This window comes from Sphingopyxis italica (assembly GCF_011926545.1).
Taxonomy (GTDB): domain Bacteria; phylum Pseudomonadota; class Alphaproteobacteria; order Sphingomonadales; family Sphingomonadaceae; genus Sphingopyxis; species Sphingopyxis italica.
In genome coordinates this window covers 50,850-67,365 of record NZ_JAATIT010000006.1, presented here as the reverse complement: position 1 = coordinate 67,365, position 16,516 = coordinate 50,850, and the positions used below count along the sequence as shown (strand labels likewise).

Here is a 16,516-nt window from a genome sequence, read left to right as displayed (position 1 = left end):
CTCGCAATGACGACGTTGGGCGCTACACCGTATCGGCATGTCCCCACTGATATTCGACCTCGCCATTCAGCCGCCGCACCGCGACCCAATCGCCGCCGGCGAGACTGTCATCCTCGATCAGCGCCGCGACGCCCCCGGCGATGTCTTCCGGCCGGCACGCCTCATTATTCGCGAGCACCGCCTTCATCCATTCGGACTTGCCGCCCGCGCCCGTCGTGTCGAGAATTGGCGTATCGACGAGCCCCGGCAGCATCCCCGCGACGCGGACATTGCATTCGTCTTTGAGCGGCGCGCAGCAGCGCGTGAACATCATCACCGCCGCCTTGGTCGTCGCATACATCGCGTCGTAGAATCCGGTGCCGAGCGCGACGGTCGAGACGGTGTTGACGATCACCCCGCCCCCGCGCTTCCGCATCGCCTGCACCGCGATCTGCGTCGCCGCGACGAGCGAGGTGATGTTGACGTCGATGATCCAGCGGACGCGCGCCGCATCGACATCGGGAAATTGCGGCAGGCTCGACACGACGCCGGCATTATTGTGGAGGATATCGACGTCGCCATGCGCGCGGAACCAGGCTTCGGTCGCCGGAATGTCGGAGAGGTCCAGTTGGTGGACGCTCGCCCGCGCGCCCTCGGCCTCGACCAGCCGGGCGGTCTCGGCCAGCCCCGCCGCGTTGACGTCGACGAGCGCGATCTCCGCCGCGCCGCGCTGTGCCAGCATCACCGCGGTCGCGCGACCGATGCCGCCCGCCGAACCCGTCACAATGGCGCTTTTGCCCCTGATATCCATCTCTTCTCTCCCGTCGATTTTGCCGTTACCGTAAAGCACGTTGACAGATAAACTTAAATATCTAAGTATTTTTGGACCAAGAAGACTCGTGCGCATTGGGGAGAGTTATGTCGCAAGCTACCGCCCTTGATGGAGGCGCCCCGGTTCCCGACAGCGGCCTCGCGCTGCGCCGTAATGTCGCGCTGGTCATGCTGTTTATCGTCGGCACGATCAACTTCGTCGACCGCCAGCTTTTGTCGGTGCTCGTCGAGCCGATCCGTGCCGAAATGGATTTCAGCGACACGCAATTCGGTCTGCTCACCGGCTTCGCTTTCGCGCTCTTCTATGCCGCCGCCGGGGTGCCGGTGGCGATGATCGCCGACCGCTGGAACCGCATCAAGCTGATCGGCATCGCCTGCGTCGTGTGGAGCGGCTTCACCGCGGCGTGCGGCATGGTCTCGAACTTCTGGCAACTGGCACTGATGCGCTTCGGCGTCGGCGCGGGCGAAGCCGGCGGAACGGCGCCGTCGCTGTCGGTGATCGCCGATTATTATTCGCCCGCGCGGCGTCCGCTCGCGATCGGTCTCTTCACCCTAAACGGGCCATTTGGCGTGTTCGTCGGCGCGACCTTCGGCGCATGGGCCGCCGCGAATATCGGCTGGCGCAACGCCTTCATCGTCATCGGCATCGTCGGCATCCTCGTCGCGCCGCTTTTGATCTGGCTCGTTCGCGAGCCCGCACGCGGAGCGATGGACGCGCATAAGCCGGCCGATGAGGCGCTGCCCTTCAGCCAGAGCCTCGCGATGTTCATCCGCCGCCCGTCGCTGCGCATGGTGATGATCGGCAGCGGGCTTGCCGCCTTCGTGAGCTATGGCATGCTCAACTGGATTCCCGCCTTCCTGATGCGGACGCAGAAGATGCCGTTGGAAGCAATGGCGACCTGGTTCGGCCCGGCCGCTGGCATTACCTTCGGTATCGGCATTCTCGGCGGCGGCTGGCTGGTCAGCCACCGCGCGAAATATTCGGCGCGCGCTTATGGCACGATCCCCGCGCTCGCGACCGCAGTGCTGATCCCGACCTTCATCGCGGCGCTGCTGGTCGACACATGGCAAGCGTCGCTCGCGCTGATGCTGATCCCGATGGCGGCATGCACCGCCTATGTCGCCCCCGCGCTCGCGCTCGTGCAGAATCTGACCCCGCCGCGCAGCCGCGCGACCGCCGCGGCGGTGCTGATGCTGATGTTCAACATCATCGGGCTGGGGCTCGGCCCGCTGTTCGCCGGGGTGGTCAGCGATAGTCTGAAGCCCGTCCATGGCGACGAAAGCCTGCGTTGGGCATTGATGGCGCTGATGCCCTTCGCCGCCGCCGCCGGCCTCGCCCAGTATCGCATGACGCGTTATCTCGAAAAGGATTTCGCCGAATGACCGACGTCGCGGGCAAGACCGCCTTCGTCACCGGCGGCGCGAGCGGTCTCGGGTTCGCGACCGCGAAGGCCCTCGCGGCGAAGGGCGCGTCGCTGATCCTCGCCGACATCGACGGCGCCGGCGCCGAGGCGGCCGCAGCCACGCTGCGCGGCGACGGCGCCGACGCGCTCGGCCTCCAGCTCGACGTCACCAGCGAGGACAGCTGGGCCGCCGCCGGCGCGAGGGCGCGCGAGTTCGGCCCGGTGCGCATCCTGTTCAGCAACGCCGGGGTCGGCGGCGGATCGGGGCCGTTCGAGCAGTACGACACCGACGTCTGGCGCTGGAACTATGCGGTCAACGCGCACGCGCATCTCTACGCCTGCCGGACCTTCCTCGCCGACATGAAGGCCAGCGGCGAACCCGGCCACCTCGTCATCACCTCGTCGATGGTCGCGATCGTGCCGCCGCCGATCTCGGTCGCTTACATCAGTTCCAAATATGCGACGCTCGGCATCGCGATGGCGCTGCGCAACGAGTTGGCCGGGACCTGCGTCGATATTTCGGTGCTGATGCCCGGCATGTCGGCGACGCGGATCGTCGAGACGACGCGCGACCTGCGCCCGGTTGAAGTCGAGGCCGGCAAGGCCGCGGCGACGAGCCAGGCGATGCAGGGCGTGCTCGCGGGCGGCATGGCGCCCGACAAGATCGGCGCGCGGGTCGTCGAGGCGATCGAGGCCGGCGAATACTGGATTTTCACCCACCCCGAATGGAAGGCGATGGCCGAACTGGTGACGCGGGACATGCTGTCATCCTTCGGTCCCTCGGCCGATCCCGACTATAGAGGCGACGACATCGACGGGCTGATCGCGGCCAATGGCGGCCGCATGTTCGGCGCCAAGATTTAAGGAGAGCATCATGGCAGAGCAGAACGACATCCGCGACATGGCGCAGCGTTTTTTCGACGCGATCGAGGCGGGCGACATCGAGACCATGCAAAGCAGCTTCACCCCCGATGCCGAAATCTGGCACAATACCGACGAGTTGATCGTCACCCCGGCGCAGACCGCGCAGACGCTGACCGGCATGGTCGCGCGGATCAAGGACCGCGAATATGCCGACCGCCAGCTCACCATTTTTCCCGGTGGCTTCGTCCAGCAGCATGTCCTGAAAGGCAAGCGCGTCCGCGACGAGGGCGAAGTGCGCCTGCCCTGCGCGATCATCTGCAAGGTCGAAGACGGCAAGATCACGCGGCTCGACGAATATTTCGACAGCGCGCACGTCGCCGAATTCCGCAAATTCGCGAACGCGTGATGTCAGTGCCGCAAAACACCTCGTCATTGCGAGCGCAGCGAAGCAATCCAGAGCGGTTACCGCACGCTCTGGATTGCCGCGTCGCCTTCGGCTCCTCGCAATGACGACATTGTGAATTCGAGAATTTTTCAGGAGTATCCCATGCCCGTCCTGCGCCAGGTTCCCCGCTCGGAAGTCACCGACGAGACCGTTCTAGCCTATTACAACCGCCTGTTCGGCGAGCGTGACCCCGTCGCCGAGCCCGGCACCGCGACGGGCACGCCCGGCGACTGGTGGACGGTGTTCGCGCTGTCGCCCGACATCTTCGAACATGCGGTCAAGGGTTTCGCCGTTTATCGCAACCCCGCGCGCACGATCGACCCGGTGCTCCGCGAGCTCGGCCAGACGCGCGCCGGCTGGGTCAAGGGCAGCCAGTTCGTTTTTTCGCAGCATTGCAAGTCGCTCCGCGGCCTTGGCGTCAGCGAGGAGAAGATCGCCGCCATTGCGCACTGGCAGGTCGCCGATTGCTATGACGAACAGGAACGCACCGTCCTCGCCTATGCCGATTGCCTCGCCCAGGCGAGCGGGCGCGTCCCGCTCGAGGTCTTCGACAAGCTCAAGACCTTCTGGAACGACGAGCAGATTTTCGAATTCACCTACATCACCTGCCTCTATGACATGCACGCCGTGATCACGCGCGCATTGCGCATGGAATATGACGCGCGCGAAGACCCGATCGTCGAGGTCGCGGCGCCCGAGGGCTTCAGCGCCGCCGACTTCCTCAGCGCGCCGCGTCCGGCCCAAGGGTGAGCGACTACGGCGCTCTCCAGGTCGTCGCGACCGGCCTGCGCTTTCCCGAAGGGCCGGTGCCGATGGCCGACGGATCGGCATTGCTCGTCGAGATCGCGCGCGGCACGCTGACGCGGGTCACGCCCGACGGCAGCTTGTCGGTCGTCGCAGACCTCGGCGGCGGACCGAACGGGCTCGCGATCGGCCCCGATGGCGCCGCCTATGTTTGCAACAATGGCGGATTCGAGTGGATCGAGGCGGGCGCCCTGCTCTTCCCCGGCCATGCCGCGAACACCGAACCCTGCGGATCGATCCAGCGCGTCGACCTCGCGACCGGCGCGGTGACCATACTTTACGACAGCTTCGAGGGCGAGCGCCTCAAAGGTCCGAACGACATCGTCTTCGATGCAAACGGCGGTTTCTGGTTCACCGATCACGGGCAGGTTCGCGCGACCGGCCGTGACCATGGCGCGATCTATTACGCCGCCGCCGACGGATCGCGGATCAGCCGCCAGCGTGCCGATATGATGGGGCCGAACGGCATCGGCCTCTCGCCCGATGGCGGAACGCTCTATGTCAGCGAGACGATGACCGCGCGCGTCTGGGCGATGGAGATCGTCGCGCCCGGCACCCTCGCGCCGCCGCCGCCCTGGGCGCCCGGCCGCTTCGTCGGCACGCCGCCGGCGTTTCGCCTGCTCGACAGCATGGCGATCGAGGAAAGCGGGCACATCTGCGTCGGCACGATGGTCGAGGGCGGGATCACGATTTTCGACCCCGACGGCAGCGGTTCGGAGTTCGTGCCGCTGCCCGATGTCGGGATCACCAACATCGCCTTTGGCGGCGCCGATCGGTGTGACGCCTATATTACGGCGTCGACGACGGGGACGCTGTATCGCGTCCGCTGGCCGCGTTCGGGGCTGAAACTTCATAACCGTCAACTTAATTGACGATTGATCGCGAAAATGATAAAAGACTCGGGGAGAGGATAAGATGAAATTTTACAATAGCGTCGGCCCCAACCCACGCGTCGTGAAGCTGTTCATGGCCGAAAAGGGTATCGAGATCCCCGAGGTCACCATCGACCTGCGCGGCGGCGAGAACCGGCGCGCGCCCTATAATGTCGATGTGAACCCCGCCGGGCAGACGCCCGCGCTCGAGCTCGACGACGGCGGCATGCTCTGCGAAGTCACCGCGATCTGCGAATATCTCGACGAACGCTTTCCCGAACCCACGCTGGTCGGGTCGAGCCCCGAGGAGCGCGCCAACACACGCATGTGGACGCGCCGCGTCGACCTCAAGATTTGCGAGCCGCTCACCAACGGCTTCCGCTTTGCCGAAGGGCTTCCGCTGTTCGAGGCGCGGCTGCGCTGCCTGCCCGAGGCCGCCGATGGTTTGAAAGCCACCGCGCAGGACGGGATCAAATGGCTCGACGCGCAGATCGCCGGGCGCGAATTCATCGCGGGCGACGCCTTCACGCTCGCCGACATCATGCTGTTCACATTTCTCGATTTCGGCGCGTCGGTCGGGCAGCCGCTCGACCCCGCCAATAGGAATATTCTCGGCTGGTTCGAGCGGACGAAGAGCCGCCCCAGCACCGCCGCAAACTAAGGAGACGGATGATGGCTGCAGAAAATAGCGAATTCGAGTTTTGCGGGGTCAATCACCTCGCGCTCGTGTGCAAGGATATGGCAAGGACGGTCGAATTCTATCGCGACAAGCTCGGCATGCCGCTGACCAAGACGATCGACCTGCCCGGCGGGCGCGGCCAGCATTTCTTCTTCGACATCGGCAACGGCGACAGCCTCGCCTTTTTCTGGTTCCCGAACGCGCCCGAAGCCGTTCCCGGAATCTCGGCCCCCGCGGCGCTGCCGACCAAGGGCAGCTTCGTGTCGGCGCACGGGTCGATGAACCATATCGCGATCAACGTCCGCGCCGACAAATTCGACGATTATTACAACCGCCTGATCGAAAAGGGCATCGAGGTGACCCCGGTGCTGAACCACGACGACAGCCCGACGCAGTCGTCGGCCGAACTCCATCCCGGCGTCTTCGTCCGCTCGGTCTATTTCTTCGATCCCGACGGCGTCTGCCTTGAATTCGCGGCATGGACCAAGGAATTCGATGAGCGCGACGTCGCGCACGATCCGGTGCAAGCCGACGGCACGAAACGCGAAGGCTTTATCACCGCGCGGACGCCGGTGCCCGCCGAATAGACATTCCCAACGGTACCACTGGGAACTCCTCCTGGACCCGGCCTTTGGCCGGGTTCTTTTTTGGGAGAGGAGTGGATGGCGGATTTCGGCCGGAAGCTGACCTTAATCCTCCCTGCGGCGAAGCCGTGGGGAGGGGGACCGTCGCCGCAGCGATGGTAGAGGGGCAGCGACCTCGCTCTATAGCCCCTCCGTCAGCGCTTCGCGCTGCCACCTCCCCATGGCTCCGCCACAGGGAGGATTTTAACGGCAGCTCCCCACCCCAAAGCCGACGCCTCCGCTACCCCACCGCCCGGTCGCGCCCTTCCCAATAGGGCGCGCGGAGTTCGCGGCGCAGCACCTTGCCCGACGGATTGCGCGGCAGCGCGTCGATGAATTCGATGCTCTTGGGCACCTTATACGCCGCGATCCTTTCGCGCACCCACGCAACGACATCGGCCGGATCGAGCGTCGCGCCCGTCGTGGGCACGATCAGCGCCTTCACTCCCTCGCCCCATTTGTCGTCGGGCACGCCGATCACCGCGACGTCGGCGACGCCGGGGCAGCCCATGATCGCGCTTTCGACCTCGGCCGGATAGACATTCTCGCCCCCCGAAACGATCATGTCCTTGATCCGGTCGTGAACGTAGTAGAAGCCGTCGGCGTCGCGATAGCCGACGTCGCCGGTGTGGAGCCAGCCGCCCGCCAGCGTTTCTTCGGTCGCCGCGGCGCGGTTCCAATATTCCTTCATCACGATGCCGCCGCGGATCGCGATCTCGCCGATCTCCCCCTCGCCGAGTTCCTTGCCCTCGCCATCGAGGATCGCCATTGCGGCGCCCGGCCAGGGCTTGCCGCACGAGGTGAGCTTGCCCGGCAGATCGTGCGCGGCCGGCGACAGGTACGAACCCCCGCCGGCCGACTCGGTCATGCCGTAGAACTGCACGAAATCGCAGCCGAAGGTCGCGCGCGCGCGCCGCAAAACATCCTCGGCGATCGGCGAGGCGCCATAGGCGATCGACTTGAGCCGCGGATAAGCCCCCACATTCGCATCGGGCTGGAGCAGCATCATCTGAATCATCGCGGGCGCGAGGAAGGCGTGCGCGACATGCTCCTCGCGCATCATGCGCACGGCGTCGACGGCGGTGAAATCCTTGACGAGCACGAGGCGGCCGCCCTGCGCCAGCCCCGAGAAGCTGACGTTCGTCCCCGCGACGTGGAACAGCGGCATGACGATCATCACCGTCTCGTCCTCGCCATAGGCAAAACCGTCGACCTCGGTCGCGGCTTCGAGGAAGGTGCGGTAGTTCGCGTTGGTCAGGACGACGCCCTTGGGCAGCCCGGTCGTCCCGCTCGTGTAGAGCTGGAGCACATCGTCGGCGAGTTGCGGCGGGTCGGCGAGCGGCGCATCCGATGCGGCCCCCAGCCACGCGTCGAACGGCTCGAACGCCGGATGCTCGCCATAGAGCGCGATGAGGCGCGGCGGCGCGGCGAGACCGGCGACCGCGGCGAGCGCGCAATCGAAGAAATGCTCGCCGACGAACAGCAGCTTCGGCGCAGCATCGCCGAGGATGAAGCCGATTTCGGCGGGCGCGAGGCGGCAGTTGATCGGCGCCAAACAGGCCCGCGCGCGCGCCGTCCCGAAGAAGAGCGGATACCAGCTATCATGGTTCTTGGTCAGCGCCGAGACGCGATCTCCAGGCGCGGCGCCCGCAGCGATCAGCGCATGGGCGACACGGTTCGACCGCGCATCGAGCTGCGCGAAGCTCGTCTCGCGCGTCCCATATTTTACCGCGGTCGCATTGCCCCTTACCCGCGCCTGCGCCGCCGGAATGTCCGCCAGCGTCCGGATGGCCTCCAGATCGATCATTTTGCTCTCCCAACCGTCGTTTCGACTTGAATTAGATAGAATACTAAGCAAATGTTTGGCCAGCCCAAAAATCGAGAGGATTGGCCTTGTTCGACCACCCCATATTGCCGACGACGATCGTCGGAAGCTACCCCCAGCCGGACTGGCTGATCGACCGCGAAAGACTGAAGGCCAGCCTGCCCCCGCGCGTGCGCGCCGAAACGCTGTGGCGCGTCCCCGAACCCTGGCTCGCCGACGCGCAGGAAGCCGCGACGCTGATGGCGATCCGCGATCAGGAGGAGGTCGGCATCGACATCGTCGGTGACGGCGAAATGCGCCGCGAAAGCTATTCGAACCGCCTCGCGACCGCGCTGTCGGGGATCGACCGCGAAAAGCATGGCTCCGCGATCGACCGCACCGGCAACGCCAATCCGGTGCCGCTCGTCTCGGGCCCGATCCGCCGCGTCGCGCCGATCGAGGCGCAGGATGCGGCGTTCCTGCGCCGCCATTCGACCAAGCCCGTCAAGCTCACCCTGCCCGGCCCCTTCACCATGACGCAGCAGGCCGAGAACGGCTATTATCCCGACGCGAAATCGCTCGCGATGGACTATGCCGATGCGGTCAATGCCGAGGTGAAGGATCTGTTCGCGGCGGGCGTCGATGTCGTCCAGCTCGACGAACCTTATTTGCAGGCGCGCGCCGCCGAGGCGAACAGCTATGCGATCGAGGCGATCAACCGCGCGCTCGACGGGGTCGGCGGCACGACGGCGCTCCACATCTGCTTCGGCTATGCGATGGTGCATCACGGTGCGGGCGCGACGGGGCCGAAGCCCAAGGCCTATGATTTCCTTGCCGAACTCGAAGCGTCGGCGATCGACGTGATCTCGGTCGAGGCGGCGCAGCCCGGGCTCGACCCCGCGATCCTCGCCGAACTGCCGACCAAGACGATCATGTATGGCGTGCTCGACCTGTCGATCCCCGACGTCGAAACGCCCGAGGTGGTCGCGGGGCGCATCCGCGAGGCGCTGCGTTACGTCGACGCCGAACGGCTGTGGATCGCCCCCGACTGCGGGATGAAATACCACAGCCGCGAGCATTCGCAGGCCAAGCTGAAGGCGATGGTGGACGGGACGGCGATGGTGCGGGCGGAGTTGACCTAACCTGATGTCGTCATCCCGGCGAAGGCCGGGATCTCGCCGGTGAGATCCCGGCCTTCGCCGGGATGACGAATTGGTCAGGCGTCGACGAATTCGGTCAGCAACGGCACCACCACCTCCGGCGCCTCAATCATCGGCAGATGCCCCGCCCCCGCGATTACCTCCAGCCGCGCCCCCGGGATGGCGCGCGCGATCTCGTCGTGATGCGCGCGGCTGGTGATGCCGTCCTTCTCGCCCCAGACCAGCAGCGTCGGCACCGCGATCTCACCGAGGCGGGGGCGGCTGTCGATGCGCGCCATGATCGCGCGCTGCTGGGCGAGGAAGGTGTCAGCGCCGGTATCGGCCGCCATCCGCCGTGCGATGCCGAGCAGCCGTTCATCGCCGCGCTTCTCTTCGGGGAAGAGGATCGGGATGCGCTCCTCGACGACCCGATCGAAATTGCCGCTCTCGACGAGGTCGATATAGCCCTGCCGCCGCGCGGTCTGCGCCGGGCCATCGGCCGAGGCGAGGGTCGCGATAAGCGCGAGCTTCGCGACGCGCTCGGGCGCGCGGCGCATCACCTCGAACGCGACGAAGCCGCCCATCGCATGGGCGATAAGGATGAATTTCGGCGGGGCGTTGTCGAGCAGGCGCTGCGCGAAGCCGGCGATCGTGTCGTCGCTGCGGTTGTCGACGACGGTGACTTCGCGGTCGGGCCAGGCTTCGAGCAGCGGTTGCCACACAGTCTCGGTCAAAAGCTGTCCGGTCATCAATACAATGGGGAGCGACATTAAATCACCTGATGAAGAAGTTGAACGCCCGCGACAAGGCGGCGGCAGTTTTCATGCGCCACGGTCAGACTGCGCACCAGCGTCTCCGGCGTGAGCCAGGCGATATGCGGTGCGAACACCGCGTTCGGCAGCCCGAGCAGCGGACTGCCGCGCGGCAGCGGTTCTTCGGCAAAGACGTCGAGCCCCGCACCGCGCAAATGGCCGGAAGTCAGTGCTTCGACCAGCCGCGCCTGATCGACCAGTTCGCCGCGTGCGGTGTTCACTAGCACCGACCCCTTCTTCATCGCGAAGGGATCGATCGACGACCGGGTTTCGTCGGTGAGGGGAATGTGCAGCGACACGATGTCGCTTTCCGCGAGCAGGCGGTCCAGCGGCCAATATTCATAGGGCACGTCGCGCGCGTTTCGGGCGGTGTAGACAACCTTTGCGCCGAGCGCCGCGAGCGCAGGCGCGAGCAACTGCGCCGAATTGCCGAAGCCGACGAGCCCGACGGTGCGCCCGCCGATTTCGCCGACCTGATCGAGCTCGGACGGATCGGCGGTCCAGCCCTCGCCCGCACGCGTGCGCGCATCGAAGAAACAGGTTCGGCGCAGCACCGCCATCATCAGCGACAGCGCCATTTCGGCGACCGCCCGGCTGTTGGTGCCCGGCATGTTGCACACCGCGACGCCCTGCGCGCGCGCGGCCTCAAGCGCGATCGTATTCACCCCGACGCCGAGCTTCTGGATCAGCTTCAAATTCGGCGCCGACGCGATGAATTCGGGAGTGACCGGGGTCAGCACATGGAGCAGCGCGGTGATGTCGGGCGCGACCGCATCGAGCGGCGCGGCCTCGTCGATGTGCGTCACCGCGCCGGGGCCGAAGATCGCATCGACCGCGTCGCGAAAACCCGGGCTTGGGCGCGCGTGGAGGACGATCATGCCGTCACCCGGCCGATCGACCCCGCAAAGGCCGAAAAGCCCGCAAACTCCGCGTCGGCGCCCATTGCTTCCTCGATCCGCAGCATCTCGTTCCACTTTGCCATACGCTCGGAGCGCGTGAAGCTGCCGACCTTGAGCTGGCCCGCGTCCCACCCGGTCGCGAGGTGCGCGATGGTGACATCCTCGCTTTCGCCCGAGCGCGCCGAGACGATCGCCCCCCATCCGCGGGCGACCGCGGCGTCGAGCGCGGCCTTTGCCTCGGTGACGGTGCCGACCTGGTTGACCTTGATCAGCACCGCGTTGCACACCGCCGCCTCGCTCGCCCGCGCGACGCGTTCAGCATTGGTGACGAGCACGTCGTCGCCGATGATCTGCACGCGCTCGCCGATCGCCGCGGTCACCGCCGCCATCGTCGTCCAGTCGTCCTGCCCCGCCGGGTCCTCAATCGACAGGATCGGGTAGCGTTTCGCCCAGTCGATGATACGCGCCGCCATTTCCTCACCCGACAGACGGCCGTCGTCGAGCGCGAGATCATAGCCGCCCGCGTCGCCGAGCTCGTTCGCGGCGATGTCGAGCGAGATGAACACCTCCTCGCCCGCGCGGTGCCCGCTCGCCTCGATCGCCTTGGTCAGCGTGTCGAGCGCATCCTCGTTCGACGCGAAGTTCGGCCACCAGCCGCCCTCGTCGGCGACCCCCGACAACGGGCCCTTCGCCTCCATCAGCTTGCCTGCGGCGCGATAGACATCGTCGGTAATCTCGAGCGCGCGGCGAAAGCTGCCCGCCTTCGGACACATCACCATGAAATCCTGCACGTCGGTGCGCCGCCCGGCGTGCGCGCCGCCGCCGAAAATCTGGATTTCGGGAAGCGGCACGCGTACCTTGCGATCCCCGGCAAGATAGCGCCACAGCGGCTCGCGCGCGTCGGCCGCGGCGGCGTGGAGCACCGCCATCGACACCGCAACGATCGCGTTCGCGCCGAGCCGCGCCTTGTTCGCCGTGCCGTCGAGGTCGCAGAGCGTCGCATCGACCGCCGCTTGATCGCGCGCGTCCATGCCGGCGATCGCGCTTGCGATTTCGGAACCGATCCCCGCCACCGCGCGGTTGACGCCGAAGCCGCCAAACGCCGCGCCTCCGTCGCGTAGGTCGATCGCCTCATGCGCCCCGCGCGAGGCCCCGGCGGGGGCGATAGCGCGGCCGATGGCGCCCGATTCGAGCACGACCTCGGCCTCGACGGTGGGCCGGCCACGCGAGTCCCAGAGCTGGCGGCCGGTGACGGAGGCGATACGCGAAGTCATGCAATTGTCCTTTTCCAGTTGGCGACGAGCGCGTCGATCGGCTCTGGCGCGGGGATGCGCGCGCGCGCCTGATCGCGCACGATACGCTTATGTTCGGGGTCGGTGAGGTAAGGCGCGGGCGACTTGCCCTCGACGCGGGCGAGGAGCAGCGCGGCGGTCAGCTTACCCGCGCGGAGCAGCAGGCCGCCGTCGTCTTCCCAGTCGATGCCGGCGCGGTAGGCGGCGACGAGCGCCGCCGCCGCTTCGTTCATCCGGCTATCGCCCGACCACACCGCCTTCAGCAGCAGATGCGTCGTGCAAAAGGCGAGGTCGAAGGCCGGATCGCCATAGACCGCGCATTCGGCGTCGAGGAACACCGGCCCGTCGGCGCTCACGAGGATATTCTTGGGGCTGACGTCGCCATGGACGAGCGCGATCTTGCGCGACACCAGATCGTCGGCGAGCGTGGTCAGCGCGGGCGCCAGTTCGCGATCATGCCGCGCAACATAGAGCAGGAAGGGATCGACGCGCAGCGCGCGGAACATCTCGTCATTGGGGAAGTCGGCGCGGTCGCCGTCGTTGTGCGCGGTCGCGGCGTGGACCGCGGCGATGCCCGTCCCGACCTGCGCAGCAAAACCGGGGTCGACGCGGCCCTCCATCAGCTCGTCCTTCCAAACCGGACAGCCAGGAAGGAAGCGCATCGCGAAGGCATGACCGGGCAGTTCGGCGAGCACCTCGGGCGCGATTCGCGCATCGCCCCCCCGCGCGCGCCGCAGCCAGCGCACCTCGCTCGTCCCGCGCTCGACCGGAGCGAGCCATTCGGCGGCGACGCGAAGCTGCGGCAGCGGGCGCTTGACGACGATTGGGCCGGTCGGGGTCTCGACCTTCCACACGTCGCACGACACGCCGCCGGTCAGCGGTTCGAGGACGACATCGCCCTCGCCCACCAGCCCGGCGGCGCGCAATCCATCGACGATGTCGGCATCCGCCGTCACGTCAAAGCTTCTCCTTGATCCATGCGCCGACGAGGTCGGCGGCCGTCTGCCGCTCCTCTATCGAATCCTCGAAATAATGCGCGCCGGGGATGAGTTCGAGCTTCTTGTCGCTGGACCCCAGGAAATCGAAAATCTTGCGCGCATCGCTCGGGAAAACGCCGGTGTCGGCGGTCCCCTGCACGACGAGCGCCGGGGTGTCGTGTTTGGCGAGATGCGGCTGCCCTTGGCACGGCGACGTTTCGAGGCTCCACATATTGAGCCAGGTCTTGATCGTGTTCGCGCGGCCGATGCTCGGCGTGCGGTTGGCGACCGCGGGGTCGCCGCGATAACACCAGTTGGGCTTGCGGTCCGACGGGTCGATCGCGGGATCGACGCAGCGGATGTCGCCCCAGCAACGGAACATCGGGAAGATGCGGTCGGGAATGCCCGCATCGTTGAGCCGCTTCAGCTCGGCCTTCGCCCAATCGGTGATCCGCTGGTTGCGCGCGCGCTGCGCGGCGCGATATTTTTCGATGAAGGCGTCCGAATAGGGCGGGCCGTTATCCGGGTTGAACGGGTCGAGTGCGGGATCGGTGGCGACGGGATCATTCTCGTCGATCACCGACGCGTCCATCCAGTCGGTCAGCACTTCGGGGCGTCCTTGGTGGGCGTTGAAGCTGATATAGAGGTCGCCCTTGACGAGGCTTGCGAGCGCATCCTGCCCCACCGATGGCAAGCGATCGGTCAAGGTCGGCGCGATCGCTTCGGCCTGATAGGCGCCCATCAGCGAGCCCCCGCCCGAATTGCCGAGGATGACGATCTGCTCAACCCCCGCCTCTTCCTTCAGCCATTTCATGCCGACGCCGATGTCGAGCACCGCATGTTCGAGAAGGAACTGGTCCTCGACGCCGCGATAGCGCGTGTTCCAGCCGAGAAAGCCGAAACCCTGCCGCGCGAACCAGGGCGCGATATAATGTTCGGAGAAATCGACGTTATAATGCGTCGCGATAATCGCGACCTTCGGCCGCTTGCCACTTTGGGTCCAGTAGATGCCCTGGCACGGATGCCCGCCCGCCTGGATGCGCGGCGCGGTCGGTGACACGCGTCCGATAAATTGCGCGTCGAGTCCTTCGATGCCGTTGGGGTTCATTAGTCTCTCCTGCTTATTGTTTATGGGTGGGATTGCGATGCGCGCAGAGACGCAGAAGCCGCGAAAATTCTGGTTCACGCGGAGACGCGGAGACGCGGAGGATCCATGCCTTCGTCACCCGGACTTGATCCGGGGCCCGCCTTCGTCCTCAAGAAAAGGCGGGTGCCGGGTCAAGCCCGGCATGCCGGGGAAAAGCGGCAGGCGGCCCTCCGCGTCTCCGCGTCTCCGCGTGAACAATAATTCGTGCGTTGCGGTCATCGGCTGACCTCGAAAGGCAGCTTGTACCCCTCGAGCCCCGCGCGGATCGCCTTCTTGTCGATCTTGCCCGTCGGGCCGAGCGGGATGGTATCGACGAACAGCACATCGTCGGGCATCCACCATTTCGCGATCTTGCCGTCGAGATACGCCTTGAGGTCGTCGGCCGAGGCGCTCGCTCCCTCCTTGAGCTGACAGAGCAGGATCGGCCGCTCGTCCCACTTCGGATGCGCGACGCCGACGACTGCGGCATTGGCGACCGCGTCGTGCCCCATCGCGATATTCTCGATCTCGATCGAACTGATCCACTCGCCGCCCGATTTGACGACATCCTTCGCGCGGTCGGTTATCTGCATATAGCCTTCGGCGTCGATCGTGCTGACGTCGCCGGTGTCGAAAAAGCCTTCGTCGTCGAGCACCTCACCGCCCTCACCGCCATAATAGGCGGCCGCGATCGTCGGCCCCTTGATCATCAGCCGTCCCGGCGTCCTGCCGTCGTGCGGCAGGCGATTCCCCGCATCGTCGACGAGCTTCATATCGAGTCCGCAGAGCAGCCTTCCCTGCTTCAGCTTATACGCCATCTGTGCTTCATCGCCCTTTGCCGCGACCGACGCATTGGGCACCGACACCGTACCGAGCGGCGAGGTTTCGGTCATGCCCCAGCCCTGGATGACGTCGACGCCATAATCGTCGCGAAAGGCGCGGATGATCGATTCGGGGCACGCCGAACCACCGATCGTCACGCGCTCCAGCGTCGTGAAACGTTTCCCATTCTCCTGCATATAGGTGAGCAGCATCTGCCACACCGTCGGCACCGCGGCCGAATAGGTCACGCCCTCCTGCTCGATCAGATTATAGATCGATTCGCCGTCCATCCGCTGGCCGGGCAGCACGAGCTTCGCGCCGACCGCGGGCGCCGAATAGACGACCCCCCACGCATTGGCGTGATACATCGGGACGACCAGCAGCACCGTATCGCGCGCCGACAAGGCGAGCGCATCGCGCTGGAGCGTCATCAGCGCGTGGATATAGTTGGAGCGGTGCGAATAGAGCACGCCCTTGGGATTGCCGGTCGTCCCGCTGGTGTAGCAGAGCCCGCACGCGGCATTTTCATCGAACCCGCCCCAGTCATATTCGGCGGAATGCTCGGCGATCCAATCGTCGAAGGCGACCGCCGGAAAGCGGGTTTCGGGGAGCGACGCGCGGTCGCAGAAAAAGATCACCTTCTCGATCGACGGCACCTGCGGCAGCAATTGCTCGACTAGATCGGCGGTCGCGGGGTCGGCGATCAGCAGCCGGTCGCCCGCATGGTTCGCGATATAGGCGATCTGTTCGAGGAACAGGCGCGGGTTGAGCGTGTGGAGCACCGCGCCCATCCCCGCCGCGCCGTACCAGGCGGAAAGGTGCCGCGCGCCGTTCCACGCCATCGTCGCGACGCGGTCGCCGGGCCCGATCCCCTCGGCCGCCAGCGCGTTCGACACACGCTTCGCATCCGCATGGACGTCGGCATAGGTCGAACGGGTGACGCGTCCCTCGGCATCGCGCGACACCACCTCGCGCGCGCCATGCCAGTTCGCCGCATGGTCGATGATCCGGTCGACCGTCAGCGGCACATTCTGCATCAACCCGTCCATGCGGCCTCTCTCCTTGTCGTTATAATAGGTAGTATACTAAGTATTTTGCCTTTGCAACGCCGCTCCGCCTTGCCTCGCCCGCCTCGCTCTTCTAGC

Annotated in this window: 16 protein-coding genes; 8 read left to right on the top strand and 8 right to left on the bottom strand. The window is 66.1% G+C overall.

Features of this window, described 5'->3' with window-relative positions:
* Positions 1 to 22: 22 nt before the first annotated feature.
* Positions 23 to 790, bottom strand: coding sequence for an SDR family NAD(P)-dependent oxidoreductase (locus GGR90_RS18020; protein ID WP_167922796.1), 768 nt, complete (start codon positions 788 to 790; stop codon positions 23 to 25).
* A gap of 107 nt (positions 791 to 897) precedes the next feature.
* On the opposite strand from GGR90_RS18020, the gene GGR90_RS18015 reads away from it, so the two are divergent.
* From GGR90_RS18015 to GGR90_RS17985, 7 genes are all read left to right on the top strand, one after another.
* The gene (locus tag GGR90_RS18015; protein ID WP_167922795.1) at positions 898 to 2,193 is read left to right on the top strand and encodes a spinster family MFS transporter; all 1,296 of its coding nucleotides are present in this window, start codon (positions 898 to 900) and stop codon (positions 2,191 to 2,193) included.
* The gene (locus tag GGR90_RS18010) at positions 2,190 to 3,077 is read left to right on the top strand and encodes an SDR family NAD(P)-dependent oxidoreductase (RefSeq protein ID WP_167922794.1); all 888 of its coding nucleotides are present in this window, start codon (positions 2,190 to 2,192) and stop codon (positions 3,075 to 3,077) included. The genes GGR90_RS18015 and GGR90_RS18010 overlap by 4 nt, the downstream gene beginning before the upstream one ends.
* A gap of 10 nt (positions 3,078 to 3,087) precedes the next feature.
* Complete coding sequence (locus tag GGR90_RS18005) at positions 3,088 to 3,483, top strand: nuclear transport factor 2 family protein (protein WP_167922793.1); 396 nt, start codon at positions 3,088 to 3,090, stop codon at positions 3,481 to 3,483.
* A gap of 141 nt (positions 3,484 to 3,624) precedes the next feature.
* Positions 3,625 to 4,272: a carboxymuconolactone decarboxylase family protein gene (locus GGR90_RS18000; protein ID WP_167922792.1), complete on the top strand. Its 648-nt coding sequence runs from the start codon at positions 3,625 to 3,627 to the stop codon at positions 4,270 to 4,272.
* The gene (locus tag GGR90_RS17995; RefSeq protein WP_167922791.1) at positions 4,269 to 5,198 is read left to right on the top strand and encodes an SMP-30/gluconolactonase/LRE family protein; all 930 of its coding nucleotides are present in this window, start codon (positions 4,269 to 4,271) and stop codon (positions 5,196 to 5,198) included. The genes GGR90_RS18000 and GGR90_RS17995 overlap by 4 nt, the downstream gene beginning before the upstream one ends.
* Before the next feature lie 43 nt (positions 5,199 to 5,241).
* On the top strand, positions 5,242 to 5,859 hold the full coding sequence (locus GGR90_RS17990) for a glutathione S-transferase family protein (protein WP_167922790.1): 618 nt from the start codon (positions 5,242 to 5,244) through the stop codon (positions 5,857 to 5,859).
* Positions 5,860 to 5,870: 11 nt separating this feature from the next.
* Complete coding sequence (locus GGR90_RS17985; RefSeq protein ID WP_245198814.1) at positions 5,871 to 6,464, top strand: VOC family protein; 594 nt, start codon at positions 5,871 to 5,873, stop codon at positions 6,462 to 6,464.
* A gap of 277 nt (positions 6,465 to 6,741) precedes the next feature.
* Here GGR90_RS17985 and GGR90_RS17980 read toward each other — a convergent pair whose 3' ends face one another.
* Positions 6,742 to 8,307, bottom strand: coding sequence for a long-chain-fatty-acid--CoA ligase (locus tag GGR90_RS17980; protein WP_167922788.1), 1,566 nt, complete (start codon positions 8,305 to 8,307; stop codon positions 6,742 to 6,744).
* 80 nt (positions 8,308 to 8,387) lie between these two features.
* Here GGR90_RS17980 and GGR90_RS17975 point away from each other — a divergent pair, with 80 nt between their 5' ends.
* Positions 8,388 to 9,446, top strand: coding sequence for a 5-methyltetrahydropteroyltriglutamate--homocysteine methyltransferase (locus GGR90_RS17975; RefSeq protein ID WP_381449224.1), 1,059 nt, complete (start codon positions 8,388 to 8,390; stop codon positions 9,444 to 9,446).
* 74 nt (positions 9,447 to 9,520) lie between these two features.
* On the opposite strand, the gene GGR90_RS17970 is transcribed toward GGR90_RS17975, so the two are convergent.
* From GGR90_RS17970 to GGR90_RS17945, 6 genes are all read right to left on the bottom strand, one after another.
* Positions 9,521 to 10,192 (bottom strand): alpha/beta fold hydrolase, encoded by a 672-nt coding sequence (locus GGR90_RS17970; protein ID WP_167922786.1) that lies wholly within the window; start codon positions 10,190 to 10,192, stop codon positions 9,521 to 9,523.
* Positions 10,193 to 10,212: 20 nt separating this feature from the next.
* Positions 10,213 to 11,133 (bottom strand): NAD(P)-dependent oxidoreductase, encoded by a 921-nt coding sequence (locus tag GGR90_RS17965; RefSeq protein WP_167922785.1) that lies wholly within the window; start codon positions 11,131 to 11,133, stop codon positions 10,213 to 10,215.
* On the bottom strand, positions 11,130 to 12,428 hold the full coding sequence (eno, locus tag GGR90_RS17960) for a phosphopyruvate hydratase (RefSeq protein ID WP_167922784.1): 1,299 nt from the start codon (positions 12,426 to 12,428) through the stop codon (positions 11,130 to 11,132). The genes GGR90_RS17965 and eno overlap by 4 nt, the downstream gene beginning before the upstream one ends.
* Positions 12,425 to 13,402, bottom strand: coding sequence for a phosphotransferase (locus tag GGR90_RS17955; RefSeq protein ID WP_167922783.1), 978 nt, complete (start codon positions 13,400 to 13,402; stop codon positions 12,425 to 12,427). Before GGR90_RS17955 ends, eno begins: the two co-directional genes overlap by 4 nt.
* A 1-nt stretch (position 13,403) precedes the next feature.
* Positions 13,404 to 14,531 (bottom strand): alpha/beta hydrolase, encoded by a 1,128-nt coding sequence (locus GGR90_RS17950; protein ID WP_167922782.1) that lies wholly within the window; start codon positions 14,529 to 14,531, stop codon positions 13,404 to 13,406.
* A 254-nt stretch (positions 14,532 to 14,785) separates the two neighbouring features.
* Positions 14,786 to 16,420, bottom strand: a complete 1,635-nt coding sequence (locus GGR90_RS17945) for a long-chain-fatty-acid--CoA ligase (RefSeq protein ID WP_167922781.1) — start codon at positions 16,418 to 16,420, stop codon at positions 14,786 to 14,788.
* Positions 16,421 to 16,516: the final 96 nt, after the last annotated feature.